The following is a 25,077-nucleotide window of genomic DNA, read 5'->3' as shown; positions in this document are numbered from 1 at the left end:
GGCGCTCTGCGCCGTGCCCACCATTCTTTCCGGATCACATAAGATGGTGGGCACGCTTCGCTTTGCCCACCCTACGAGACTGGCGTCCGGGGCACGAGACCGCCTCAGCTCTTCGGCTGCTGCTTCTCCGACGCCGTGGCCGGCTTGCCGCCGGCGCCCACGACCCGCACCGCATCGCCGTCGGAGAGGCCGTCCGGCGGAGCGGTGATGACGCGGTCATCAGGGGCAATGCCCGAGGCGAGCTCGATCTCGCGGCCGAGGTCGCGGGCGATGGTCACGGTTTTGAACAGCACCTTGTCGTCCGCGCCGACGGTCGCAACCCGCAATCCGCTGCCGTTGAAGATCAGGGCGCTGGCGGGGATGCTGAGCGGCGCAGTGTCGCGCTGCAGGTTCAGCTTCACGCTGGCATAGCCGCCGGGCATCAGTTCGCCGGAGGAGTTGTCGAGGCCGAGCTGCATGCGCGTGGTGCCCGAAGCAACATCAACCGCTTGGGATGAGGCTTCCACCGTCGCCTGGAAGGTCCGGTTCGGATACTCCGGCAGCGCGATGGTGGCCTTGGCGCCGATCTTGATCGCCGGCACGTAGTTCTGGGGCACGTTGACATAGACGCGCAGCTTGGTGATGTCGGACACCACGAACATCGCCGGACCCGAGCCGCCACCGGCATTGATCAGCGCGCCGACGTCGGTGTCGCGCGAGGTCACCACGCCGTCGAACGGCACCGTGATCTTCTTGTAGCCGGCGAGCGCTTCGAGCCGCTCGACATTGGCCTGGCCCGACTTGACCGCGGCGTTCTTGTTGGAGAGGTCGGCGGTACGCTCGTCGATCTCCTGCGCGGAGACGAAGTTGGAAGCGACCAACGTCTTGCGCCGGTTCAGCGTCGCCTCCGACAGCCTGGCGCTGGCCTGCTGGCTGGCGAGGTCGGCGCGGGCCTGGAGCAGTTGCTGGTCGAGGTCCGGCGCCTCGATCTCGGCGATCACCTGCCCTGCCTTGACGCGGGCGCCGATGTCGGCGCTCCAGCTCTTCAGATAACCTTGGACACGGGCAAAGATCGGAGCGCGGTAATAGGCCTCCAGCCGGCCTGGCAGATCGATGGTCGCATTGAGGGACTTGGCGTTGGGCAGGGTCACTGCAACGCTGGGGACGGCCTGGTCGTCGGTCCATTCCTTCAGCTTGGAGCCCTGCTCCTCGCGGGCCCGGATGCCGGTGCCGACGGCGAGGCCTGCCGCGATCAGCGCCACCACGCCGAAGATGCCCAGTTTCCGGTGCGACACCGGGGAGCGAGGTTCAGTGGGCGACATGCGGGGTCTCCGATGAGGCGGCGGCTTTGGCGCCTTGTTTCTTGTTTACCATACTGAACACCACGGGAACAAACATCAGCGTGGCGAAAGTTGCAAAGATCAGGCCGCCGATCACGGCGCGGCCAAGTGGCGCATTCTGCTCGCCGCCCTCGCCCAGGCCTAAGGCCATCGGCGCCATGCCGATGATCATGGCCAGCGCGGTCATCAGCACCGGGCGGAACCGGACGAAGCCTGCTTCGCGCGCGGCCGCGACGGGATCGCCGAGCTCCTCGTAGCGCTCGCGAGCAAAAGAGATCACCAGCACGCTGTTGGCGGTGGCAACGCCCATGCACATGATCGCGCCTGTGAGCGCCGGCACCGACAGCGTTGTCTCCGTCATGAACAGCATCCAGACGATGCCGGCGAGCGCGGCCGGCAGCGCGGTGATGATCACAAACGGATCGGACCAGGACTGGAAGTTCACGACGATCAGGAAGTAGATCAGCACGACGGCACCTAACAGGCCGAACAACAGGCCGGTGAAGGCGCTGTTCATGGTCTGCACCTGGCCTAGCAGCACCACGGACGAGCCCTTCGGCACGTCCTTGGCGGTGTCGGCGATCACCTTGCGGATGTCGGCGGCGACCGCGCCGAGATCGCGACCCGAGGTCGTCGCGAAGATCTGCACCATCGACTGGATGTCGTATTGCGACACCACCGCGCTCGAGGTCGAGCGCTTGATGTCGGCGATGCCGCCGAGGATCGGCGACTGCGAATTGCCTGCTGCCGTGATCGGCAGCGTCTGCAGCGCGCTGAGCGAGTCGATCTGATATTGCGGCGTCTGCATCACGATCGAATAGGACACGCCGTTGTCGGGGTTGAGGTAGTAGGTCGGCGCGACCTGCGAGGAGCCGGCGAGATTGACCACGAGGCTGTTGGTGACGTCGCGCTCGGTCAGGCCGACATATTGCGCGCGGGTGCGGTCGACGTCGATGTTGAAGGTCGGATTGTTCGGCGATTGCTGGATGCGCGCGTCGGCAACGCCCGGGATTTTGCGGACCTTGGCCAGCAGGTTGTTGGCATAGGCGAAGTTGGCGTTGATGTTGGCGCCGCGGATCTGCAGGTCGATCGGTGCCGGCGCGCCGAAATTCAGGATCTGGCTGACGATGTCGGCGGGCAGGAACGCAAAGCTGACGCCGGGGAACAGCCGCGGCAGCTGCTCGCGCAGAATCTTCACGTGCTCCTCGGTCGGCTTGTGGCCTTCCTTGAGCTTGATCTGGATGTCGCCGTCCTGCGGGCCGATCACGCCGGTGTTGTTGTAGGTCATGTTGATGCCGGAGATCGGCATGCCGATGTTGTCGGTCATGGTCTCGATCTCGCCAGGGATCAGCTTGCGCACCGCCTTCTGCACGTCGGCGAGCTGGTTGGCGGTCTCCTCGACGCGGGTGCCCACTTGCGTGCGAACATGCATCAGGATGTTGCCGGCATCGACGGCCGGGAAGAAGTTGCGGCCGAGGAACGGCACCAGCGCGAAGGAGGCCCCGACCACGCAGAGGAAGCCGATCACGAACACCGCGCGGTGCGCCAGCGCAAGGCCAAGGAAATCATGATAGCCGCCGCGAATGCGCTCGAACCGTTTCTCGAAACCACGCTGAAACCAGACGAACGGATTGCGCGATTTCGGCGGCTCGCCCTCATGATGGACATGCGCCTGCAGGAGGTAGTTCGCCATGGTCGGCACCAGCGTGCGCGACAGGATGAACGACCAGATCATCGCGAACATCACCGCTTCCGCCATCGGCACGAACAGGAAGCGCGCGACGCCGGTGAGGAAGAACATCGGCACGAACACGATGCAGATGCAGAGCAGCGAGACGAAGGCCGGCGTCACGATCTGGTTGGCGCCGTCGAGGATCGACTGCTCGACCGGCTTGCCCTGCTCCAGATGGTAGTTGATGTTCTCGATGGTCACGGTGGCGTCGTCGACGAGGATGCCGACCGCGAGCGCAAGGCCGCCGAGCGTCATGATGTTCAGCGTCTCGCCGATCGCCGACAGCATGATGATGGCGCCGAGAACGGAGAGTGGGATCGACACCGCGATGATGATGGTCGAGCGCCAGCTGCCGAGGAACAACAGGATCATGACGCTGGTGAGCAGCGCGGCGATCACGCCTTCGAAGGCGACGCCCTCGATCGCGCCGCGGACAAACACCGACTGGTCGCCGATGAAGCCGATCTTCAGCGCATCCGGCAGCTGATCCTTGACTTCGATCACCTTCTGCTTGATGCCGGCGATGATGTCGAGCGTCGAGGTCGCGCCCGCCTTCAGCACCATCATCAGCACGGAGCGGTTGCCGTCGACATGGACGATGTTGGTCTGCGGCGGATTGCCGTCGCGCACGGTCGCGACATCGCGGACATAGACCATCGCACCGTTGACGGTGCGGATCGGCAGATTGCCGAGCTCGTCGATCTTCAGCGGCGAGTTGTTGAGCTGGATGTTGTACTCGAACTGGCCGATCTTCTGGGTGCCGACCGGCGTGATCAGGTTCTGGGCTGCGAGCGCATTGGCGACGTCCTGGCCGGACAGGCCGCGGGCCTGGAGCGCGGTGGGATCGAGGTCGATCTGGACCTGGCGCTGCTTGCCGCCGAACGGATAGGGGATCGCCGCGCCCGGCACGGTGACCAGCGGCGTGCGGAGCTGGTTGATGCCGATGTCGGCAAGGTTCTGCTCGGTGAGGCCCTCGCCCGACAGCGCCACCTGGATGATCGGCACGGTCGAGGCGGAATAGTTCAGGATCAGGGGCGGCGTCGCGCCCGGCGGCATCTGCTTGAGCAGCGTCTGCGAGATCGCGGTGACTTGCGCGTTGGCGGTGCGGATGTCGACGTTCGGCTGGAAGAAGATCTTGATGATGCCGAAGCCGTTATAGGAGTTGGCGGTGATGTGCTCGATGTCGTTGACCGTCGTCGTCAGCGCGCGCTGGAACGGCGTCGTGATGCGGCCGGACATCTGGTCGGGCGGCAGGCCGGTGTACTGCCAGACCACACCGATCACGGGGATGCGGATATCAGGGAAGATGTCGGTCGGCGTCCGCAGCGCCGCCAGCGGCCCGATGATGAGCAGCAGGAGCGCGAGCACGACAAACGTGTAGGGTCGGCTCAGGGCAATACGGACCAGAGCAATCATTCTCAGGTAATTCCAAATCAGGGGACACGGGAACACGCCCCTACGGTTCCTAGCGCTGATTTACCTGAACACCGCCGAAATGGCTAACCACGGCGCGTTACGAGGCGGTCACTTCCCTGCTATCGCACAGCGAAATCGCATTCCAGATATGCAGCGCTCGCCCGGAAGAAGATCGAAACGGCTTACCCCGACGTAAAAAAGCGGCGCCCGCGGGCGCCGCTTCCACGATTTCCACGGCCTCGCGCCTCAGGCAGCGCGGACGTTGGTCAGGAATTTGCTGACCTCGGTCTTGAGCCGGCTCGAATCGTTGGACAGCATCTGCGCCGCCGACAGCACCTGCGAGGAGGCCGTGCCGGTCTCGGTGGCGCCGCGCTGCACGTCGGTAATGTTCGACGAAACCTGCTGGGTGCCCTGCGCCGCCTGCTGCACGTTGCGGGCGATCTCCTGGGTCGCGGCGCCCTGCTCTTCCACCGCAGCCGCGATCGCCGACGAAATCTCCGAGAGGCGCTCGATGGTCGAGGAGATCTCCTTGATCGCGCCGACCGAGTCGTTGGTCGCCGCCTGGATGCCGGAGATCTGCTGGCCGATCTCGCCGGTCGCCTTCGCGGTCTGCTCGGCCAGCGCCTTCACTTCGGACGCCACCACGGCGAAGCCGCGGCCGGCTTCACCCGCGCGCGCCGCCTCGATCGTGGCGTTGAGCGCCAGGAGGTTGGTCTGGCCGGCGATGGTGTTGATCAGCTCGACGACGTCGCCGATGCGGGACGCCGCCTTGGAGAGCTCGCTGACGCGCTCGGTGGTGGCGCGGGCCTGGCCGACGGCATCGCCCGCCATCCGCGCCGATTCCTGCACCTGACGGCTGATCTCGCCGACCGACGAGGCCATCTCCTCGGTCGCCGAAGCCACCGACTGCACGTTGGTCGAGGCTTCCTCCGAAGCTCCGGCAACCGTGGTCGCAAGCCGCTGGGAGCGGTCGGCAGTCGAGGTCAGCGTCGAAGCGGAGGCCTCTAGCTGGGTCGAGGCCGACGACACGGTCTGGACGATCTCGCCGATCATCGATTCGAATTCGCGGGTGATGTTATCGACGCGGCGGCCGCGCTCGATCTTGGCTTCGGCATCGGCCGCGGCAGCCTCGTCGGCGGCCTTCTTGGCGATCAGTGCCTCCTTGAAGATCTGGAGCACGTCGGCCATGGCGCCGATCTCGGTCTTCTCGCCGCGATGCGGGACCTCGGCGGAGAGGTCGCCCTTGCCCAGCGCCTGCATCGGCAGGGTGATCGAGTTGATGCCGCTGGAGACGTCTTGGACCAGATAGAAACCGACGCCGATGCCGACGATGACGGCAGCACCGAGGATGATCGAAAGCAGCATGAAGGCGGAGGCATAACTGTCGCCCGCGTCCTGCGCTGCCTGATCGCCGCCCTTGGTGTTCAGCTCGATATCCTTGGCCAGGATGGAGTCAGCCTCGAGCCCGATCTTGTTGACCGTCTTGGTGTTCAGCTCGTGCGCCTCGTGGGGGATCTTGCCGGCCTCCTGGCGCGACAGCGCCATGACTTCCTGGGTACCCTTCTTGTAGGCCTCCCAAGACCTGGACCACTGGTCGTAGAGCGCGCGCTCCTCCGGCGAGGTGATCAACGCCTCATATGTCTTGCGGAACTTGGTGTTGGACTCGACGACGGTCGCAAGCGTCTTCTCGGCCGCGAGCTTCTCTTCCAGCGTTTCCGACAACATGTGCTCACGGATCACGTTGCGGTAGGTGATCACGCCGGCACGCAGATCGCCCAGCACCCGTACGCTCGGCATCCAGCTCATGGTGATGTCGACCGTATTGGCGTTCATCGACCGCATCTTCATGACGGCGAGCAGGCCCATGCCGGCCATCGCGACCAGCAGGAACGCCACGACACTGATGATCTTGGCGCGGATGGAAATCTTGGCGAGCATAAGCGGTCTCTTTGCGTTGGCGCGGCGGCGCGTCCGGAAATGGTCATCAACCAAACGGTGCGGCGCCGATATCCAACAACAAGGCGACTGAGCAGTGGTTAACTACGACTCCGCACAAGTACGGAAACCGAAAGAAATGAACGAGGGGCTAAGAATGCTCTGCGCTCAGCGCATGAGCCTAAGCGCATCGGAGAAAAACTCCGCGCCGCCGAAATTTCCGGACTTCAACGCGAGCAGCATATCGCCGCCAGCACCGACCGCGCGCAGCACCGGAACGCCCGCGGCGATTTCCACTCCCACGAGAAACCCGGGAATTCTCAACCGGTCAACGACCGCGCCGGATGTCTCGCCACCGGCAACGACCAAGCGCCGGACACCTGATTTAACAAGGCTTTCGGCGATATCGGCCATCGCCTGCTCGATGGCATGGCCCGCCGCGTCGCGGCCGTGACGCGCTTGAAGCGCGGCGACCTGATCGGGTGTCGAGCTCGATGCGATCAGCACCGGACCTTCGGCCAATCGCGGCCTTGCCCAGTCCAGCGCACGCTGCGCCTCGCCCGCTTCCGTAAGAATACGGTCCGGATCGAGATGAAGCACGGGCATGACCTTTTCGGCATTCGCGATCTGCCGAAGCGTCGCCTGCGAGCAGCTTCCGGCAAGGCAGGCCGCCGGTCCGCCGACCGCGGCACCGGCCTCTGCGCTCGTCGCTGCCGATTTGACCTTGCCGGTCGACACCAGCGCCCGCGCCAGCCCAAGGCCGATGCCGGAGGCGCCGACCGACAGCCGATGTCCGGCGGCGACGAGGCCGATGGTCTCGAGGTCACGGTCGAACACGGCGTCGATGATCGCTGCCCCAATGCCCTTGCCCGCGAGCTCGGCCAGCCGCGCCCGCACGGCATCCGCGCCGCGCGTCACGGTGGCGAGATCGACGAGGCCGATTTGGGTCCGGCTCTGGCGCGCCAGCACGCGCACCAGGTTGGAATCGTGCATGGGGTTGAGCGGATGGTCCTTCAGCGGGCTCTCGTTCAGCGGCACCGCGCCGACGAAGAGGTTGCCCTGGTAGACGGTGCGGCCGGTCTCGGGAAAGGCCGGCGTCACCAGCACGACGCCCTCGCCGCCATCGGCGCGTAAGGCATCCATCACCGGGCCGATATTGCCGGCATCGGTGGAATCGAAGGTCGAGCAGATCTTGAACAGCACATGGCTCGCGCCGCGGCCCCGCAGCCATGCCTCCGCCGCACGCGAGCGCGATACGGCAAGGCCAGCCTCGATCGAGCGGCTCTTCAGCGACACCACGACGGCATCGACATCGGGGAGCGCGAGGTCGTCGGCGGGAATGCCGATGGTCTGGACGGTCCGCAGGCCCGCGCGCGTCAACGTGTTGGCGAGATCGGAGGCGCCGGTATAGTCGTCGGCGATGCAGCCAAGCGAAAGCGTCACGGCTTCACTCCAGCGTAAGGCTTGAACCAGGCGAGCCCATCCGTGGTCTTGCCGCGCGGATTGTATTCGCAGCCGACGAAGCCGGGATAGCCGAGCCGGTCGAGCTCCTCGAACAGGAACGGATAGTTCAGCTCCTCGCCGTCGGGCTCGTTGCGCGATGGGATGCTGGCGATCTGGATATGGCCGATGATCGGCATCATCTCGCGCAGTCGCATGGTGACGTCGCCATGAATGATCTGGCAGTGATAGATGTCGAACTGGAGCCTCAGGTTCGGAAGCCTCAACTCCTGGATCAGGTCGCGCGCGAAGCCGAAATCGTTGAGGAAATAGCCGGGCACGTTGCGGGAGTTGATCGGCTCCAGCACGATATCGATGCCGTGCGGGGCGAAGAACTCCGCGGCCCAGGCCACCGATTTGTAGAAGGCCTCGATCGCGACGCGCTCGCCGCGGTTGGCGATGCCGGCCATCAAATGCAGGCGCTTGACGCCGGTTGCTTGGCGTAAGGCAGCGCCGTCTCGAGGCTCGCCTTGAGATCATTGAAGCGCGAAGGGAGCGCGGCAAAGCCCTTCTCGCCGGCATTCCAGTCGCCCGGCGGCAGGTTGAACAGCGCCTGGGTCAGGCCGTTGCGCTTGAGCCGCTCGCCGACCACCTCGGCCGGATGCTCGTAGGGAAACAGGAACTCGACGGCGGTGAAGCCCGCTTGCGCAGCGGCATCGAAGCGGTCGAGGAACGGCACCTCGGTGAACATCATCGAGAGGTTGGCGGCGAAACGGGGCATTGGAGATCCTCTTACTTGTCGCCGGGAAGCTTGACGCCGGTGACCTGCGCATACATGCGCGCCACCGAGGCGTCGTCGTCGCGGCCCATGCCGGCGGCTGCCGTCATCAGGAACATCTGAAGCGCGGCCGCGGAGACCGGCACCGGGAACCTGGCACTGCGCGCCATATCCTGGATGATGCCGAGGTCCTTCACGAAAATCTCGACGGCGCTGCGCGGCGTGTAATCGCCGTCGAGCACATGCGGCATGCGGTTCTCGAACATCCAGGAATTGCCGGCGGAGGCGGTGATCACCTCGTAGACCTTGCGGATGTCGAGGCCCTGCTTGGCCGCGAATGCCATCGCTTCCGACGCGGCGGCGATGTGCACGCCGGCGAGCAACTGGTTGATCATCTTGAAGGCGGCGCCCTGCCCTGCGGCATCGCCAAGCTCGTAGAGTTTTGCGGCCATGGCATCGAGTGCCGGCCGCGCCTTCGCGAAGGCCGCCGCACTGCCGGAGGCGAGGATCGTCAATTCGCCCTGCGCGGCGCGCTGCGCGCCGCCCGAGATCGGCGCGTCCAGATAGTGCCGGCCGGTCGCTCGAGCTGCTTTGCGAGGCGCCGCGCCACGTCCGGATCCATGGTGGCGGAGGAAATGAAGACGCCGTCCTTTGGCAGGGTCTCGGCGACGCCGTCCTTGCCGAACAGGATCGCTTCGGTCTGCGCGGCATTGACGACCACGCTGACGACGATGTCGGCGCCCTTGGCCGCCTCGGCCGGCGTCTTAGCGCCCGCGCCGCCGTCCTTCACGAAACGCGCCACAGCGTCCGCCGAGACGTCGCAGCCGGTCACGGTGTGGCCGGCGCGCTTCAGCGAGGTCGCCATGCCAAATCCCATCGAGCCGAGCCCGATGACGGCGATGCGCTGATTTTGTGACGTGGAGGCAGACATGCAACTGACCCTTGAACGTTTCCCGAATAGCCGCCCTTTGCGGCGACTTGGCAACCGAATAACACGGCTTGGCCGCGCTGCCAAAGCGTGAGACAAGCGGGCATGACGGCCATGAGAACTGAAACGAGCCACGAGACAAGGCTGCGTGAGGATATCTGCCGGTTCGGACGGTCCCTGTTCGAGCGCGGGCTGACGCCGGGCTCCTCCGGCAATATCAGCGTGAGGCTGGACGGCGGCGGCTGGCTGGTGACCCCGACCAATGCCTCGCTCGGCTTCCTCGATCCGGCAAAACTGTCCCGGCTGGATGATCAGGGCCGGCTGGTATCGGGCGATGCGCCGACCAAGGAAGTTCCGCTGCACACCGCGCTCTACGACACGCGCGGCAGCGCACGCGCGATCGTGCATCTGCACTCCACCCATTCGGTCGCGCTCTCGATGCTACCCGAGATCGACCCGCGCGCCGCGCTGCCGCCGATGACGGCCTATTACCTGATGAAATGCGGCGCTACCGCGCTCGTGCCCTATTACCGCCCCGGTGATCCCGCGGTGGCGGATGCGATCAAGGGCCTGGCGGGAAAATACTCATCCGTGCTGCTCGCCAATCACGGCCCGGTGGTCGCGGGCGACACGCTGGAAGCGGCGGTGTTCGCGACCGAGGAGCTGGAGGAGACGGCGAAGCTGTACCTGCTGCTGCGGGGGATGAACCCGCGGTATCTGTCGCCGGAGCAGGTGAAGGATCTGGTGAAGGTGTTCGGGGTGAGCCTGCCGGAGCATGGGCACGAGCACTAGCGCCGTGGTGTCATGGGCGGGTTAACGCCGCGCCCCCACCGCTGTCATTCCCCGCGAAGGCGGGGAATCCAGTACGCCGCGGCCTCTCCGTATTCCTCTGACGTCTCTGGAATACTGGATCGCCCGCCTTCGCGGGCGATGACACCGAACATGTTGCGCCAGCGCGCCCAACGTTCCGCGGCTACAGCCCCAGATACGCCTTGCGCACGTCCGGATTGCCCTTGATCTCGGCCGACGGGCCCTGCATCAGCACGCGGCCGGTTTGCAGGATGTAGGCGCGGTCGGCGATCTCGAGGCACTCGGCCATGCGCTGCTCGACGATCAGAACGGTCATGCCGGCGTCGCGGATGCGTTTCACGGCCTGAAAAATCTCGTCGACCAGTTTCGGCATGATGCCCTGCGAGGGCTCGTCCAGCATCAACAGCCGCGGACGCGTCATCAGGGCGCGGCCGATGGCGAGCATCTGCTGCTCGCCGCCGGAGAGCGTCTCGGCGCGCTGCTCGAGACGCTCGGAAAGACGCGGAAACAGGTTGAAGACCAGGTCGAGCGGCCCCTCGCGATTCGCCTCGCCGCGATAGAGGTAGCTACCGAGGCGGAGATTGTCGCGCACCGACAGGCGCGGGAACAGGCGGCGGTTCTCCGGCACATAGGCGATGCCGGTGGCCGTGATGTGGTGCTGCGCCATGCCGTCGAGGCGCTTGCCGTCGAACGTCACCGTGCCCGAGCGCGGACGCTCGGCGCCGGCAATGGATTTCAGCAGCGTCGACTTGCCCGCGCCATTGGCGCCGGCCACGCAGACGATCTCGCCCTTCTGGACCTCGATCGAGACCGCGGAGATCGCGACCAGGCCCTGATAGGCGGTCGTGACTTCATGCACGCTGAGCATGACGATCTCCCAGATATGCGCTGATCACCTTGGGATCGCGGACGACATCGACGGGCTTGCCCTCGACCAGCACCTTGCCGAGGTCGAGCACGATGGCGCGGTCGACCAGCGGCATCACGATCTCCATGACATGCTCGACCATCAAGACGGTGATGCCGGCATCGCGCACCTTGCGCACCAGCGCCACGCCAGTCTGCGCCTCGGTCGGCGTGAGGCCGGTGAGGACCTCGTCGAGCAGCAGCAGTTTCGGTTCGGTCGCGAGCGCGCGCGCGACTTCGAGGCGGCGCTTCTCGGCCGGCACGAGATCGCTCGCGAGCACGTCGGCGCGCGCAGCCAAACCGGTGAACTCCAGCACCTCATGCGCCTTGCGGCGCGCCTCGCGCATCACGGTGTTGCGCACGAGCGCACCGACGATGACGTTGTCGATGACGCTCATGGTCTCAAAACTCTTGACCACTTGGAAGGTGCGTCCGACGCCGCGTTGGCAGCGCGCGGCCGCCGGCATGTGGGTGACGTCCTCGCCGTCGAACCAGATCGAGCCTTGCGTCGGCGGCAGCACGCCGGCGATGAGATTGAACAGCGTCGACTTGCCGGCGCCGTTGGGGCCGATCAGGCCGACGATCTCACCGCGCCCGACCGAGATCGAGACATCGCTGTTGGCGACGAGGCCGCCGAACCGCTGCCAGACGCCGCGGGTTTCAAGGAGCGCGGTCATCGCGTGGCTCCCTTCGCTTTTGCGCGGGAGAACAGGCTGACGAGTCCCTGCGGCAAGGCCAGCGAGATCGCCACAATCAACGCACCATAGACGATGAGGTCAACACCGCGGCCGGAACCGCCGATATAGGACCGCGTCAGCTCCGTCATCGGGATCAGGATGGCGGCGCCAAGCACCGGACCCCAGAGGGTCCCGATGCCGCCGAGCACGGCCGGCAGCGCCATCAGCAGCGAGAACTGGAAGCCCATGACGCTTTCAGGATCGATATAGGCCAGGAACTGCGCGTAGAAGGCGCCGCCGATGGCGACGAGGAAAGCCGAGACCGCAGCCGCCCCCATCTTGGAGTTGAACACGACGACGCCGAGGCTTTCGGCAGCTTCCGGATTGTCCTTCACCGCGCGCCACCAAAAGCCCCATTTGGAGTCTTCCAGCCACCAGGTGACGAACCAGGCGAGGCTGCACAGCGCCAGCGCGAAATAGAAGTACGGCAGCTTGCTGCGCAGGAACTGGAATTTCAGCCAGCTGTCGCCGCGCACCGGAATGGTGATGCCCATCGCGGCGCCCGCCCACTCCCAGTTCTGGAACAGCAGCAGGCCGATCTCGGCGATGACGATGGTCGCAATCACAAAGTAATGGCCGCGCAGGCGGAAGAAGGGATAGCCGAGCCCCATCGCGATAACAGCCGCGATCACGCCGCCCGCGAGCATGCCGAACCAGGGCAGCACGCCGAACTTGGTGAACAAGAGCTCCGTGGTGTAGGCGCCGATGCCGAAATAGAGCGCGTGGCCCAGCGAGATCTGACCGCAATAGCCGGACAGGATGTTCCAGCTCTGCGACAGCGCCGCATACATCAGGGTCAGGATCAGGATGTTCTGGACGTAGACGTCCTTGATGAACAGCGGCGCGAGCGCGGCGAGGGCTGCCAGCACCGCGGCGATGATGAGGTCGCGGCGGCGCCGCGCGGCAAAATTCTTGTCCATCACATCGACCCGAACAGGCCGCGCGGCCGGATGAAGACGACGAGCAGATAGACCGCATAGATGCCGACCGATTTCAGCGAGGGCGGCAGCACCAGCGCGGTCGTGGCCTCGACCAGGCCGACGATGATGCCGCCGGCAAAGGCGCCGAACACGCTGCCGAAGCCGCCGAGCGCCACCGTGACATAGGCGATCAGCGCGAAGGATGCACCGACGTCGGGATAGATGTAGAAGAACACCGCCATGATCGCGCCGGCGAGGCCGACCAGCGCGGCGCCGAGGCCCCAGCCGAGCGCAAACACCCGGTTCTTGTCGATGCCGACCAGCGCGACCGCGCCGGGATCTTCACGCGTCGCTTCCAGTGCGCGGCCGAAATCGGTGCGGTGGATGAAGAAGTAGAGGCCGGCGAAGGCCGCGATCGACACCAGCGCGCCGATCAGCTGCGGTTCCGGCAGGAAGATGCCGGCGATCGACACCGTCTTGCCGCCGAGCCAGGACTGCGGAATGCTGCGATAGTCCGGCGTGAAGAAGAACTGCGCGAGGCCGCGCATGACGATGGCAAGGCCGAAGGTCGAGAAGATCTGCACCATGCCGGCATTGGCCTTGGCCCGCATGGCGAAGCGTACAATCAGGAGGTAGACCACCGCCCCGAACACGAACAGCGCCGCGGCGACCAACGGCGCCGACAGCAAGGGGTCGATGGCGAAGAACGCGAACAGGAAGAAGCTCGCATACATCGCGATCATCAGGAACTCGCCATGGGCGAAGTTCACGACGTCCATCAGGCCGAAGATCAGCGCGAGGCCGACCGCGATCAGTCCATAGAGCAGGCCCATGAGAAGGCCGCTCGCGAGACTCTGGATAATGGCTTGGGCTGTCACTGCATCGTCCCCCACACTCAGACCTCATCCTGAGGAGCGCGCCCCCGGCGCGCGTCTCGAAGGATGGCCCACCCTCGTCCTTCGAGACGCGGGCTGCGCCCGCTCCTCAGGATGAGGGTGGGAGCTAGCGTCGTTGCTCCCGTTCTCCGAAGTCTTACTTCATCGGCCAGGTCGCTTCGGCGATCGCGGCCTGCGGCGGGAAGATGGTGACGAACTTGCCGCCGATATATTGCAGCAGCACCGGGTCGGCGTCGTTGTTCTGGCCCATCTCGTCGAACTTGACGCGCTTCCAGGGCATGATGGTCTGCTCGCCCGGGATATCGGTTGCCGCCAGCGCATCGCGGACCTTCTCGCCGTCGGTCGACTTGGCGCGGTTGATCGCATCCGCCAGGATGATCAGGCCCATGAACTGGCGCGAGGTGAGGTCGTTGAAGTCCTTGCCCGAGCGCGCCTTGAACATCTCGTTGATCTTGCCGACCATCGGGCGCTTCTGCGCGAGGTCGAGCGAGAAGGTGCCGCGCGAGATCACGCCTTCGAGCTTGTCACCGACGGCGTCGTACAGCGCCTTCTCGGAGAAGCCGGCGTCCTGCGCCACGATCGCATTCGGCTTGTAGCCGAGCTCGGCCATGGTCTTGACCAGCAAGATGCCGTCGGTGGTGTAGCTCGACGGCATCAGCACGTCGGCGTTGGCGGTCTTGAGTTGCTGCACCTCGGCCGAGAGCGAGGGCGAGTTGGCGCGGTACTTGATGTCGGAGACGATCTTGTAGCCGCGCTCGCCGGCGATCTTGGCCTGGGCGTTGCCGGAGTCGGTGCCGAAGATGGTGTCCTCGTGGAACAGCGCCAGCGTCTCGATCTTGGTGCCCTTCTTCTTCATGGCATCGAAGAAGTCGAACATCGCGGCCGAGTACATCTCGTCATGCGGCGCGGCGCGGAAATAGTACTTGAGGCCGCGGCGATGCAGGCTCGGCGAGGAATTGTCGGCGGAGACGAACGGTATCTGGTAGCGTTCGCAGATCTGGCTGACGGTGACGGCGACCGCGCTCTGATAGGTGCCGATGATGGCGCAGACCTTCTCCTGCGTGATCAGGCGCTCGGCCTCGGCGCGGCCCTTCTGCGGATCGGCCTGGTGGTCGGCGAACACGAGGCGCACCTTGGCGCCGCCGAGGCCGGACAGGCCCTCGCCCTTGGCCAGCGGCAGATCGAAATCGGTGTCCTTGTTGATGACCTCGAGCGCGGTCTCATAGGCCTTCTGCGCGTCGACGCCCTGCTGCGCGCTGCCGCCGGAGAACGGATAGATGACGCCGATCACGACTTCCGAGGTCTGGGCGCGTGCGGCGAGCGGCACCAGCGCAGCAGTGGCGGTGGCACCTAACAGCACGTCGCGGCGAGTGATCGTCATGGCAAAGTCCCCTGTTACGAATTTCGACTGTTCGAATGAAGCGATTGGCGGTTAGCGTAAAGCCCGAAGAAGCAGCAAACGCTGCCTCCTAAATCACGGCCATGGTCCTGTTCTTCAGATCCGTCACCAGCATCAGGCCAGGCGAATGCGTGATCGCAAACGGAAGCTTCGCGGCATTGATCACCGATTGCGGCGTCACGCCGCAGGCCCAGAACACCGGGATCTCGTCGTCGGCGACGGGCACGGGATCACCATAGTCGGGCTTGGCGATGTCCTTGATACCGATCAGGTGCGGATGGCCGAGATGCACGGGCGCACCGTGCACGGCGGGATAGCGCGAGGTGATCTGCACCGCGCGGATCGCGTCCGCCGGCTTGAACGGACGCATCGACACCACCATGGGACCGGCGAACGGACCGGCTTCGCCGCAGGCGATGTTGGTGCGGTACATCGGGACGCGCACATTGTGCTCGATGTGGCGGATCGGCATGCCTTCATCGAGCAAAGCCTCTTCGAACGAGAAGGAGCAGCCGAGCACGAAGGTCACGAGGTCGTCGCGCCAATAGCTAGTCACGTCGGTCGGCTCGTCCACCACCTCGCCGTCGCGCCAGACGCGGTAGCGGGGAACGTCGGTGCGGATGTCGAGATCGGCGCCGAGCGCCGGAATGTGCGGACTGCCGACATCGGACATGCCGATGATCGGGCACGGTTTCGGATTGAGCTGGCAGAAGCGGTGAAACGCGCTGGCATATTCGGCCGGCAGGATCGCCAGATTGCCCTGGACGAAGCCGGGGGCGATTCCGGCGGTGGAAGCGACCAGCCCCTCGCGGTAGGCGAGCCGGGCCTTGCGGCTCGGGAGCGTGTCGGGCGTTTCAGTTTGCTGCGCTGCCACTAAAACAGTCATTTGATCGACCTGCCTATGAACTCGACAAGCACAGCCAACATCAAGCATACTATAAAGTCTAATCGTCCTTTCTAATCGATATCGATAAAACTGTTTTATCGATCGGGAAAATCCTTCCAATGCTCGACTTCAGGTCGATCGAAACCTTCCTCTGGGTCGTGAAGCTCGGCAGCTTCCGGGGCGCTGCTGCGCGGCTGAATACGACCCAGCCGGCGATCTCCCAGCGCATCGCCCAGCTCGAGCGCGAGATGGGCGTGAAGCTTCTGAACCGGGATCACCGCGTCGCCTCGCCAACCCCGAGCGGGCGGCAGATGATGGTCTATGCCGAGAAGCTGATCGGCCTGCGCGCCCAGATGATGGCGGAGATCGGCGACCGCTCTGCGATGCGCGGCGTGATGCGTCTCGGTGTCGCCGAGACCATCGTGCACACCTGGCTGCCGCGCCTCGTGAAGAGCGTGAACGAGATCTATCCGAACCTGTCGCTGGAGATCGAGGTCGACATCACGCCGAACCTCACCGCCCGGCTGCTTGCGCAGGAGATCGAGCTGGCGTTTGTGGTGGGACCGCTGTCGGCCTCGGGCGTGCATAATCGCGTGCTTGCCGATTATCCGATCGGCTTTCTCGCAAGTCCCTCCCTCGGCCTCGGCAAAGGTCCGGTGACGCCGGCGGAGCTCGCGCGGTTTCCGATCATCACCTTCCCGCGCAAGACCAAGCCGTACGAGGTCGTGCGCGAAGTGTTCGACCGGCCGGAGCTGCCGCCGATCCGGCTGCATGCGTCCGCCTCGCTCGCGACCGTCATCCACATGGCGGTCGAGGGACTCGGCATCGCCGTGATCCCCGACGCTATCGTCGAGAACGAACTCGCCGACGGACGGCTGCAACTGCTCGACACCGATCTCGCCATCGCGCCGCTGACCTTTACCGCGAGCTGGCTCGCCTCGCCCGACGTCGTCGCGGTGGAACGCGTCGCCGAGCTTGCACGGCAGATTGCGCAGAGGAGCCTTGCGGTTGACGCGCCCGCGCTGGCGGGTCATTGAAAAAGGCGCCGGACAAAAGAGAGAACGACCGCATGAGCCGAGCCGCCACCAATCTGCAAATCGATTCCGCCCGTCTCTGGGGCTCCATCCACGAGACCGCGCAATTCGGCGCGACGGCCAAAGGCGGTGTGAAGCGGCTGACGCTGAGCAGCGAAGACAAGCAGGTGCGCGACTGGTTCCGCAAGGCCTGCGAAGAGGCCGGCCTCGAAGTGCACACCGATGCGCTCGGATCACAGTTCGGTCTGCGCAAGGGCCGCGACATGTCGAAGCTGCCCGTCGGCATCGGCTCGCATCTCGACACCCAGCCGACCGGCGGCAAGTATGACGGCATTCTGGGGACGCTCGGCGCGCTGGAAGTGATCCGCACGCTCAACGACGCCGGGATCGAAACCGAGGCGCCGATCTGCGTGGTCAACTGGACCAACGAGGAAGGCTCGCGCTTTGCGCCGGCGATGATGGCCTCCGCTGCTTACGTCGGCGATTTCACCACCGACGACATTTTGTCGCGCAAGGATATCGAGGGCACGACCGTCGGCCAGGCGCTCGACAGCATCGGCTATCGCGGCGACAAGCCGGTCGGCTTCCAGAAGCTCGGCTGCTTCGTCGAGCTGCACATCGAGCAGGGTCCGATCCTGGAGGCCGAAGGCAAGACCATCGGCGTGGTCGATTCCGGGCAGGGCGTGCTCTGGTACGACGGCAAGATTTCCGGCTTCGAGAGCCATGCAGGCTCGACCCCGATGCCGCTGCGGCGCGATGCGTTGGCGACGCTCTCCGAGATCGTGCTGGTGATGGAGGCCATCGCCAGGAAGCACGGGCCGAACGCCGTCGGCACCATTGGCGAGGCCGTCATCGCAAATCCCTCGCGCAACGTCATCCCCGGCGAGATCGCCTTCACCATGGATTGCCGCAGCGCCGATGGCGCCATCATGGACGCGCTCGATCGCGATCTGCGTGCCGCGATTGCCGAGATCGCCGCGCGCCGCAAGGTCGACGTGAAGATTGATCTCGTCTGGCGCAAGCCGCCGACGCATTTCGATCCCAAGCTGATCGCGGCGGTCGAGAACGCGGCCAAGACGCTCGGTTATTCCTCCCGCCGCATCACCTCCGGCGCCGGCCATGACGCCTGCAACCTCAACACCGTGATGCCGGCGGCGATGGTGTTCGTGCCCTGCAAGGACGGCATCAGCCACAACGAGCTGGAGGACGCCACGCAGCCCGACTGCGCCGCGGGCACCAACGTCCTCATGCATACCGTGCTGGCGATCGCCGGCGTCGCGTCCTGATCGGAGAGAGCCATGCGCGGAGTTTTCGTCGACGCCAACGAAGCCCTCGCCGTGATCATGGAGCGGCTGGAAAGGCCCGGTGATCCCCAGGTGCGGATCCACCGGGATCCCGATATCAAGCCCGAGCAATACCCCGAAATCCTCGACGGCGCCGAGATCGCGATCGTCGACCACACGGCGCTGCCGACCGAGGTCGCGAAGAAATGCGCCGGCCTCAAGCACGTCGTGTTCCTCGGCACTGGCGCGCGCAGCTACATGAACCCGGAGGAGCTCGCCGAGCTCGGCATCTCCGTGCACCTGATCAAGGGCTACGGCGACACCGCCGTCGCGGAATCGGCGATCGCGCTGATGTGGTCCTCCGCCCGCGTCATCGCGATGATGGACCGCGAGATGCGCGCCGGCAATTGGCTGCGCGAGGACGGCATGCAGCTCACCGGCAAGACGCTCGGCCTGATCGGCTTCGGCGGCATCGCCGCGGAAGTTGCGCGCATCGCGTCCGGCTCGGGCATGAAGGTGATCGCCTGGAACCGCTCGCCGAAGACCTATCCCGGCATCGAGTTCACCGATCTCGATATTGTGCTGGCCAGGAGCGACGTCGTGTCGCTGCACCTGTTGCTCAACGACGAGACGCGCGGCATGATCACCCGCGAGAAGATCGCGAAAATGAAGCCGGGCGTCATCCTCATCAACACCGCCCGCGGCGCGATCGTGGACGAAGCCGCGATGATCGACGCGCTGAAGTCGGGCCATATCCGCCATGCCGGCCTCGACGTCTTCAACATCGAGCCCCTGCCCGCGGACCACCCGCTGACCAAGATTTCGAACGTGACGCTGTCGGCGCATTCGGCTTTCCGCACGCCGGAGGCGAGCGAGAACCTGATTGAGGCGGCCTGGGTCCACTGCCGCCGGATCGTGAAAGGATAAGAGCAAACAACAATGGCCGACTACCGCACCATCAAGGCAGAGCCGCTCACCAACGCCATCCATGCCATCGTCAAGGCCGGCGGCTCCTCGGACCGCGAGGCCGAACTCGTCTCCACCAACCTCGTCGAGGCCAATCTCAAGGGACATGACTCGCACGGCGTCGGCATGATCCCGCGCTATGTCCAGAGCGTCACCAACGGCGGCCTCGCCGTGAACTCGCACGTCAAGATCGTGCTCGACACCGGCCCGCTTCTCACCCTCGACGGCGTCACCGGCTACGGCCAGGTGATCGGCCACGAGGCGATGGAGCTGGCGGCCGAGCGCGCCAAGCGCAACGGCGTGTGTCTCGTCGGCCTCTCCAACTCGCACCACATCGGCCGCATCGGCCACTGGGCCGAGCAGTGCATCGACCACGGGCTGGTGTCGATCCACTTCGTCAACGTGATCTCGCGCCCGATCGTGGCGCCCTGGGGCGGCAGCGACGCCCGCCACGGCACTAACCCGTTCTGCGTCGGCATCCCGCGCAGGGGCAAGGACCCGATCGTGCTCGACTTCGCCACCAGCAGGATCGCGCAAGGCAAGACCCGCGTCGCGCACAACAAGGGCGTCGAGCTCGAGCCCGGCACCATCATCGACAATGAAGGCAAGCCGACCACCAATCCGCGCTACACCGTGATCCCGCCGCACGGCGCCATCCTGCCGTTCGGGGAGCACAAGGGTTCGGGGCTCGCGCTGGTGTGCGAAATCCTCGGCGGCGCGCTCTCCGGCGGGCAGGTGGTCAAGGGCCCGTCCGACGGCAAGTACAACGTCCTCAACGGCATGCTCTCGATCGTCATCGATCCGAGCAAGCTCGGCACCGGCGAAAACCTCGCACGCGAAGTCGAGAGTTTTGTTGCCTGGCACACCGGCTCGCCTCCCGGCCCCGGCGTCGACAAGGTCAAGATCGCCGGAGAACCCGAGCGCGAGACCAAGACGAAGCGCCTCGCCGAAGGCATCCCGGTCGATCCGACCACCTGGCAGGAGATTCTGGAGGCCGGGAAGAAGTTCGGGCTGGATCAGGCGGCGATCGAGAAGATCGCGGGCTGACCGAACGAAGCGCATCGCTGAGAACAGCCCGGCCGAATGCACTATCGCGCAAGAAGGTCTGGACTAAAGCGCATCACCGCCGCCCTCGTGGAGCGGATTTGAACCGGCCCGCGTCGTCTCGCGACAACGCGGATATCCCGGTCCACATCCGCCCCCGAGGTTCACATGTTCTCCCGTCTTGCAAAGCTCATGTCCGGCCCGAGCGAGCCGTCACCCGTAGCCGACCTCTATCGGCATCGGCTCGCGATCTACGAAAGCAAGCTTGGCGAGCCCGAGCACAGCTTCACCGACAGCGCGGAGCGCCGCATCGACATCCACGCCTTTGGCCGCGATTTCGTGCCGGTCTGCCAAGAGGGATCCGACGAAGGTTATGTCCTTCTCACCAACGGCATGAGCGAGCAACGGATGTCGGGCGTGCATGGGGACGCAAAGCCGCGCGCCGAGCTGATGTGGTACGTCCGCGAGCCGACAGAGGAGATCTGCGCCAATCTGCGCTGGCTGGCCAATCTGCCGTTCATCGACACGACCTGGTTCGGCTTCGGCCATCGCGTCGCGCTGCCGTGGCCGCCGGTTGCAGGAACGGACTTTCAGACGTTCTTGTTTCTCACGCCGATCATCGGCCCGGACAAGAGCATCGCTCAGGCACTGGAAATCGCAGGCGATCCGGTGGAGATCCTCACCGTGAACCTGATCTCGCATCGGGAGCTCGGGCTGATCAAGTCCAGGGGGCTCGATCCGTTTCTCGACCTGCTCGACGAGAACGACTATCCGCCGATCTTCGATCCGGCCCGGAAGTCGTATGTGTAGGGTGCGCCCTTCCTTCTCCCCTTGAGGGAGAAGGAAGGCATAGGCGGCTTCGGCCGCCGTTCTTAAGAACGCCGATGCTTCGCATCGGCTACGGCGCCGGATGAGGGGTTCTCTCTCCGCGAGCAATTCTACGACTGATAGGTCTGCATCTGCGGAGACAGACCCCTCACCCGTCTCGCCGCTGCGCGGCGAGCCACCCTCTCCCGCAAGGGGAGAGGGTGAGGAGCCTCAATCCACCATGTCCGCGACCGCCTTGCCGCAGGCCGTAGTGTCGGCGTTGCCGCCGAGATCCTTGGTCCGCAACGTGCGTTCGGCCAGCGTGCGCTCGATCGCCTCGACGATCGACTTGCCGGCAACCTTCTCGCCGAGATGCTCGAGCATCATCGCGCCCGACCAGATCATGCCGATCGGGTTGGCGACGCCCTGCCCTGCGATATCAGGCGCCGAGCCGTGCACCGGCTCGAACACCGAGGGGAAATCGCCCTCGGGATTGATGTTGCCCGACGGCGCGATGCCGATGGTGCCGGTGCAGGCCGGGCCGAGATCGGACAGGATGTCGCCGAACAGGTTCGAGCCGACCACGACGTCGAACCAGTCCGGATGCAGCACGAAGTTCGCGGTGAGAATGTCGATGTGGTACTTGTCCCACTTCACGCCCGGAAACTTCTTGGCCATCGCCTCCACGCGCTCGTCCCAATAGGGCATGGTGATGGAGATGCCGTTGGACTTGGTCGCCGAGGTCAGGTGCTTCTTCGGCCGCGACTGCGCGAGCTCGAAAGCGAATTTCAGGATGCGGTCGACGCCGGTGCGGGTCATCACCGTCTGCTGCGTCACGAATTCGCGGTCGGTGTCCGGGAACATGCGGCCGCCGACCGAGGAATACTCGCCTTCAGTGTTCTCGCGCACCACCCAGAAATCGATGTCGCCGGGCTTGCGGTTCGCCAGCGGCGACGGCACGCCGGGCATCAGCCGCACCGGGCGCAAATTCACGTACTGGTCGAACTCGCGGCGGAACTTGATCAGCGAGCCCCACAGGGAGACGTGATCCGGAATCTTGGCCGGCCAGCCGACCGCGCCGAAATAGATCGCATCGTGCTTGCCGATCTTCTCCTTCCAGTCGTCGGGCATCATCTGGCCGTGCTTCTCGTAATAGTCCCAGGACGAGAAGTCGAAATGATCGAATTGCAGCGAGACGCCGTGCTTCTTCGCCGCTGCCTCCAGAACGCGCAGGCCTTCGGGCATCACTTCCTTGCCGATGCCGTCGCCGGGAATGACTGCGATCCGGTATTGTTTCTTGCTCATCGAGAAAGTCCTTGGTTGGTCCGGCGGCCGCCGCGTTTTGACCGCACTGCAATGGACCAAAGTCGCGGGCAGCGCAACGCTGCACTGCAATGTTGACCATGGCGCGGCCGAGCGCCTACTGATTTCATCTTGTTCCCATCCTTGCGAGTACTCCCATGGATCTGCATCTGCGTGGCAAACGCGTCCTGATCACAGGCGCGTCCAAGGGCATTGGCGCAGCCGCCGCCGAGGCTTTCGCTGAAGAAGGCGCGCACCTCCTGCTCGCCGCCCGCAGCGGCGACCAGCTCAAGGCGCTGGCGGAGCGCCTGCGTTCTGCGCACCAGATCGACGCCGCGACCAGTGTCGTGGACCTGCGCAAGGCCGAGGACGTTGGGCGGCTCGCCAGCGAAGCCGCCGACATCGATATCCTTGTCAACAATGCCGGCGACATTCCAGGCGGCTCGATCGACAAGATCGACGAGGCGACCTGGCGCCACGCCTGGGAATTGAAAGTATTCGGCTACATCAACCTGACGCGGCAGATCTACGCGCAGATGAAGGCCAGGGGTGGCGGCGTCATCGTCAATGACATTGGTGCCGCCGGCGAGAAGTTCGACGCCAACTATATCTGCGGCAGCGCCGGCAATGCCGCGCTGATGGCCTTCACCCGTGCGCTCGGGGGAAAAAGCCTCGCCGACAACATTCGCGTGGTCGGCATCAATCCCGGCCCGGTCGGCACCGACCGCCACGTCACCCTGCTCAAGACCCGCGCAAAGCACCAGTTCGGCGACGAGAGCCGCTACAAGGAATTCCAGAAGAGCCTCCCGCTCGGCCGGCCTGCGCATGCGCGCGAGATCGGCGATCTCATGGCGTTCCTGGCGTCGGATCGCGCGGGCTATACGTCCGGCGTGATCTACACGGTGGACGGCGGCATCAGCGCCGGTTGGGGTTAAACTAACATAGAGCATCGAGCGTCGTCGTTCCGGGGCGATGCGAAGCATCGAACTATGGTGCGCAATTGCGCACCTGAGAATCTCGAGATTCCGGGTTCGCCCTCCGGGCGCCCCGGAACGACAATCAATTGATAGGAGTAAAACACTTGTCTCAAGACCTGATCCGCGACACCGCCTGCACCGTCGTCGACAAGCTGCGTTCGGGCGATGTCTCGCCGCTCGAGCTGCTGGATGTGGTGGAGAAGCGCGTCAGGGAGGTCGACGGCAAGGTCAACGCGCTGCCGACGCTGTGCTTCGATCGCGCGCGCGACAATGCCAAGGCGTTGATGCAGAAGCCGGCCGGCGCGCGGGGGCTGCTCGCCGGCCTGCCGGTTCCGATCAAGGACCTGACCGACGTCGCGGGCGTCCTGAACACCCAGGGCTCGCCGATCTTCAAGGATAACATCCCCGCAACGTCCGACCTCATGGTCGAGAACCTCGAGGCCAACGGCGCGGTGGTCTACGCCAAATCCAACACGCCGGAATTCGGTGCCGGCGCCAACACCTTCAACGAGGTGTTCGGCGCGACGCTCAATCCCTGGGATACGTCAAGGTCGGCGGCCGGCTCGTCCGGCGGCGCCGCCGTGGCGCTCGCCACCGGCATGGCCTGGCTCGCGCAGGGCTCCGACATGGGCGGCAGCTTGCGCAGCCCGGCGGCATTCTGCGGCGTCGTCGGCATGCGGCCGAGCATCGGCCGCGTCGCGCATACCCCGAAATCGGCGATCGACCGCAATCTCGGGGTGGTCGGCCCGATGGCGCGCAACGTCGAGGATCTCGCGCTGCTGCTCGACGCCATGAGCGGTGATTATGCCGCCGACCCGCTGTCGCTGCCGGCGCCCCTGACCTCGTTCCTGTCCGCCGCGCAGTCGGGCAAGAAACCGAAGCGCATCGCCTATTCGCCCGATCTCGGCATCACGCCGGTTGATCCCGAGGTGAAGGCGATCACGCGCAAGGCAGCGGAGCGTTTTGCCGAAGCCGGCGCCATCGTCGAGGAGGCGCATCCGGATTGGCGCGAGGCCCATGAATGCTTCCACGTGTTGCGCGCTTTCGATTTTGCGATCACCAAGGCCAACCTGCTGCGCACCAAGCGCGACCTGCTCAAGCCGGAGGTGATCTGGAACATCGAGGAAGGCCTCAAGCTCACGGTCGAGCAGCTCGCGCGCGCCGAAGCGCAGCGCGTCGGCATGACCGCACGCGCCATCGAGTTCTTCAAGACCTATGACCTGTTGCTGACGCCCACGACCATCGTGCCGCCCTTCCCGATCGAGCACCGCTATGTCGCCGAATGCGCCGGCAAGAAGTTCGAGAACTACGTCGAATGGCTCGGCATCGTCTACGCGATCACGCTTGCCTGCTGCCCGTCGCTATCGCTGCCCTGCGGCTTCACCGCCTCGGGCCTGCCGGTCGGCGTGCAGGTCGTCGGCGCCCCGCGCGCGGATGCGCAGGTGCTCGCCGGCGCAAAGGTGCTGGAGGACATTCTGGGCCTTCGCGGCACCACGCCGATTGACCCGAAGGTCAAGGCATGATGCGGGCCGCACCGGGGGACCTTAGCCGTCCCCCGATGC

19 protein-coding genes and 2 pseudogenes are annotated in these 25,077 nt (G+C 65.2%); 8 read left to right on the top strand and 13 right to left on the bottom strand.

Annotated elements, in window-relative coordinates:
* Positions 1-104: 104 nt before the first annotated feature.
* From FOM02_RS24215 to ltnD, 6 genes and pseudogenes are all read right to left on the bottom strand, one after another.
* Complete coding sequence (locus FOM02_RS24215) at positions 105-1,301, bottom strand: efflux RND transporter periplasmic adaptor subunit (RefSeq protein WP_027558626.1); 1,197 nt, start codon at positions 1,299-1,301, stop codon at positions 105-107.
* Positions 1,288-4,467, bottom strand: a complete 3,180-nt coding sequence (locus FOM02_RS24210) for an efflux RND transporter permease subunit (RefSeq protein ID WP_027558625.1) — start codon at positions 4,465-4,467, stop codon at positions 1,288-1,290. The genes FOM02_RS24215 and FOM02_RS24210 overlap by 14 nt, the downstream gene beginning before the upstream one ends.
* A gap of 246 nt (positions 4,468-4,713) precedes the next feature.
* On the bottom strand, positions 4,714-6,405 hold the full coding sequence (locus FOM02_RS24205; protein WP_027558624.1) for a methyl-accepting chemotaxis protein: 1,692 nt from the start codon (positions 6,403-6,405) through the stop codon (positions 4,714-4,716).
* 165 nt (positions 6,406-6,570) lie between these two features.
* On the bottom strand, positions 6,571-7,845 hold the full coding sequence (gene otnK, locus FOM02_RS24200) for a 3-oxo-tetronate kinase (protein ID WP_027558623.1): 1,275 nt from the start codon (positions 7,843-7,845) through the stop codon (positions 6,571-6,573).
* A pseudogene (otnI, locus tag FOM02_RS24195) lies at positions 7,842-8,623 on the bottom strand (2-oxo-tetronate isomerase). Before otnI ends, otnK begins: the two are co-directional and overlap by 4 nt.
* Before the next feature lie 11 nt (positions 8,624-8,634).
* A pseudogene (ltnD, locus tag FOM02_RS24190) lies at positions 8,635-9,551 on the bottom strand (L-threonate dehydrogenase).
* A gap of 102 nt (positions 9,552-9,653) precedes the next feature.
* Here ltnD and FOM02_RS24185 point away from each other — a divergent pair.
* Complete coding sequence (locus FOM02_RS24185; protein WP_027558620.1) at positions 9,654-10,340, top strand: aldolase; 687 nt, start codon at positions 9,654-9,656, stop codon at positions 10,338-10,340.
* Positions 10,341-10,521: 181 nt separating this feature from the next.
* Here FOM02_RS24185 and FOM02_RS24180 read toward each other — a convergent pair whose 3' ends face one another.
* The 6 genes from FOM02_RS24180 to FOM02_RS24155 form a co-directional block, all read right to left on the bottom strand.
* Entirely contained in the window at positions 10,522-11,226 is a 705-nt protein-coding gene (locus FOM02_RS24180) for an ABC transporter ATP-binding protein (protein WP_027558619.1), read from the bottom strand.
* Positions 11,210-11,941, bottom strand: coding sequence for an ABC transporter ATP-binding protein (locus FOM02_RS24175; RefSeq protein ID WP_027558618.1), 732 nt, complete (start codon positions 11,939-11,941; stop codon positions 11,210-11,212). The genes FOM02_RS24180 and FOM02_RS24175 overlap by 17 nt, the downstream gene beginning before the upstream one ends.
* Complete coding sequence (locus tag FOM02_RS24170; RefSeq protein WP_027558617.1) at positions 11,938-12,921, bottom strand: branched-chain amino acid ABC transporter permease; 984 nt, start codon at positions 12,919-12,921, stop codon at positions 11,938-11,940. The genes FOM02_RS24175 and FOM02_RS24170 overlap by 4 nt, the downstream gene beginning before the upstream one ends.
* Complete coding sequence (locus FOM02_RS24165; RefSeq protein ID WP_231164374.1) at positions 12,921-13,754, bottom strand: branched-chain amino acid ABC transporter permease; 834 nt, start codon at positions 13,752-13,754, stop codon at positions 12,921-12,923. Before FOM02_RS24165 ends, FOM02_RS24170 begins: the two co-directional genes overlap by 1 nt.
* Positions 13,755-13,953: 199 nt before the next feature.
* On the bottom strand, positions 13,954-15,198 hold the full coding sequence (locus tag FOM02_RS24160; RefSeq protein ID WP_027558615.1) for an ABC transporter substrate-binding protein: 1,245 nt from the start codon (positions 15,196-15,198) through the stop codon (positions 13,954-13,956).
* 88 nt (positions 15,199-15,286) lie between these two features.
* Positions 15,287-16,102: a putative hydro-lyase gene (locus tag FOM02_RS24155; RefSeq protein ID WP_027558614.1), complete on the bottom strand. Its 816-nt coding sequence runs from the start codon at positions 16,100-16,102 to the stop codon at positions 15,287-15,289.
* Between the two features lie 119 nt (positions 16,103-16,221).
* Here FOM02_RS24155 and FOM02_RS24150 point away from each other — a divergent pair, with 119 nt between their 5' ends.
* The 5 genes from FOM02_RS24150 (at position 16,222) to FOM02_RS24130 (ending at position 21,239) form a co-directional block, all read left to right on the top strand.
* The gene (locus FOM02_RS24150; RefSeq protein WP_027558613.1) at positions 16,222-17,139 is read left to right on the top strand and encodes a LysR family transcriptional regulator; all 918 of its coding nucleotides are present in this window, start codon (positions 16,222-16,224) and stop codon (positions 17,137-17,139) included.
* A gap of 32 nt (positions 17,140-17,171) precedes the next feature.
* Complete coding sequence (locus FOM02_RS24145; RefSeq protein WP_027558612.1) at positions 17,172-18,422, top strand: Zn-dependent hydrolase; 1,251 nt, start codon at positions 17,172-17,174, stop codon at positions 18,420-18,422.
* Positions 18,423-18,434: 12 nt separating this feature from the next.
* Positions 18,435-19,346 (top strand): NAD(P)-dependent oxidoreductase, encoded by a 912-nt coding sequence (locus FOM02_RS24140; RefSeq protein WP_027558611.1) that lies wholly within the window; start codon positions 18,435-18,437, stop codon positions 19,344-19,346.
* A 12-nt stretch (positions 19,347-19,358) separates the two neighbouring features.
* Positions 19,359-20,432 (top strand): malate/lactate/ureidoglycolate dehydrogenase, encoded by a 1,074-nt coding sequence (locus FOM02_RS24135; protein WP_027558610.1) that lies wholly within the window; start codon positions 19,359-19,361, stop codon positions 20,430-20,432.
* A gap of 165 nt (positions 20,433-20,597) precedes the next feature.
* Positions 20,598-21,239 carry a suppressor of fused domain protein gene (locus FOM02_RS24130; RefSeq protein WP_027558609.1) on the top strand — a complete coding sequence of 214 codons (642 nt, stop codon included), beginning with the start codon at positions 20,598-20,600 and terminating at the stop codon, positions 21,237-21,239.
* Between the two features lie 228 nt (positions 21,240-21,467).
* Here FOM02_RS24130 and FOM02_RS24125 read toward each other — a convergent pair whose 3' ends face one another.
* Entirely contained in the window at positions 21,468-22,541 is a 1,074-nt protein-coding gene (locus FOM02_RS24125) for a tartrate dehydrogenase (RefSeq protein WP_027558608.1), read from the bottom strand.
* A 155-nt stretch (positions 22,542-22,696) separates the two neighbouring features.
* On the opposite strand from FOM02_RS24125, the gene FOM02_RS24120 reads away from it, so the two are divergent.
* The gene (locus tag FOM02_RS24120) at positions 22,697-23,473 is read left to right on the top strand and encodes an SDR family oxidoreductase (RefSeq protein ID WP_027558607.1); all 777 of its coding nucleotides are present in this window, start codon (positions 22,697-22,699) and stop codon (positions 23,471-23,473) included.
* A gap of 146 nt (positions 23,474-23,619) precedes the next feature.
* Positions 23,620-25,038, top strand: coding sequence for an amidase (locus FOM02_RS24115; protein ID WP_027558606.1), 1,419 nt, complete (start codon positions 23,620-23,622; stop codon positions 25,036-25,038).
* Positions 25,039-25,077 lie beyond the last annotated feature (39 nt).

The sequence above is a fragment of the Bradyrhizobium sp. SEMIA genome (genome assembly GCF_014844175.1).
GTDB lineage: Bacteria > Pseudomonadota > Alphaproteobacteria > Rhizobiales > Xanthobacteraceae > Bradyrhizobium > Bradyrhizobium arachidis.
This window is presented reverse-complemented; position numbering and strand designations above follow the sequence as displayed.